Genomic DNA, 1,188 nt, shown 5'->3' with positions numbered 1-1,188 from the left:
GACAAGCCGCCAGGCGTACGCCGTTTTGTCGACGTAGTAGTAGCCCTCTTCGCGGATTTCGCGAAAGGTTTGGATCCCGATCGGGAGTTTGCGACGCACAAGGGAGGCCGCGCTACTGGTCATGGCCGCTTCTTACCAACCGCTCGTTGGGTTCATTGTCGCACAAAAAGTGCCCTCGGCCCGCGCACCAAACGGCTGCGCGAATCGTTATTCTAGAAAACCGTATTTCCGTAAAAAAAGAAAAGCCTAACCGGTTGGGATAACAGTGTCGACCCCAACACGGTACCGCATCGCAAAACGTACGCAAACCGAAAACAGGCAGCTTGGCCGCACACTAGGCGATCCACGCGTGACTTGCCGGGTCGAGCACATCATCGCCCACCGTTACCACCGTTTGCCATCTGGGCGCCGGAATGAGCAAGACGGAACCGCTCTTGATTTCGAGCCCGCGCAACTCATGAACCAGACGATTACGCTGGTGGCGCGATGCCAACGGAATCCAAAACACGCTTTTCTGGATGCGGCGCCCCCAGCGTGACGCCACGCGCTCAACCCGCGCACGCTCCCGATCATCGGCGATATCATAGGCGCAGATCACAGTATGGGCCATCGCATCCCTTGGCGTTTCCGTCCCTCTACCCACACAACGACGAAACACCAACAATTTTGCTCCACTAGCCATTGCTAAGGCGCTTCTCAGCGTCAATCGCCCGCTGCACTTGCTTTCTGCTGTTTCCCGACCCAGAAAGAGCGATTTCTTCAAATGAAGAAAAAATGATTTCTGTAAAAACGTATGCCAGGCGATAAGCCCAACCGGTTGGGATAACCGTGTCGACCAAAAGAGGTTCCGAATTTCTGTAAGAAATTTGCGCAATTTGGCTCGCGCCGCGCTTTGTCCGCAGTGCCGTAAAATCGAACCGGTTGCCCCCTTCTTGCTTGTGATGACCCAAGAACACGATACCGGCTACAAGCTCCTTTTTGCCCATCCCGAGATGGTGCGCGATCTGCTCATCGGGTTCGTTCCCGAGCCTTGGGTGCAGACGCTCGACTTTTCGACCCTCGAGCGGGTAAACGCCAGCTACGTCTCAGATGTCGATGGCCATGTAAAAATGACCCACCTTGGCCATCGAAATTGACCCACCTTCGTTACCCTGCCTCTGATGATGTTCATCAGGAGGCGAGTTGTGT

At 55.1% G+C, this 1,188-nt stretch carries 2 protein-coding genes and 1 pseudogene; 1 reads left to right on the top strand and 2 read right to left on the bottom strand.

What is annotated here, in order from left to right:
• Both KUL93_RS11765 and cas2 read right to left on the bottom strand, forming a co-directional pair.
• A partial coding sequence (locus tag KUL93_RS11765) for an AAA family ATPase (RefSeq protein WP_217127119.1) occupies positions 1 to 123 on the bottom strand: 123 nt, incomplete at its 3' end.
• 211 nt (positions 124 to 334) lie between these two features.
• Positions 335 to 610, bottom strand: coding sequence for a CRISPR-associated endonuclease Cas2 (gene cas2, locus KUL93_RS11210; protein WP_217127118.1), 276 nt, complete (start codon positions 608 to 610; stop codon positions 335 to 337).
• A 331-nt stretch (positions 611 to 941) separates the two neighbouring features.
• Between cas2 and KUL93_RS11760 the strand changes: the two are divergent.
• Positions 942 to 1,091: pseudogene (locus tag KUL93_RS11760) on the top strand (Rpn family recombination-promoting nuclease/putative transposase); the annotation flags it as partial.
• Positions 1,092 to 1,188 lie beyond the last annotated feature (97 nt).

The organism is Hydrogenophilus thiooxidans, assembly GCF_019049855.1.
In the GTDB taxonomy this organism is placed as follows: domain Bacteria; phylum Pseudomonadota; class Gammaproteobacteria; order Burkholderiales; family Rhodocyclaceae; genus Hydrogenophilus; species Hydrogenophilus thiooxidans.
The sequence above is the reverse complement of the archived record's forward strand: the minus strand, read 5'-3'. Positions and strand labels throughout refer to the sequence as shown.

Bases quoted from the DNA above. Each gene is read 5' to 3' on its own strand.
- cas2 (WP_217127118.1), bottom strand. From the start codon at position 610: ATGGCCCATACTGTGATCTGCGCCTATGATATCGCCGATGATCGGGAG.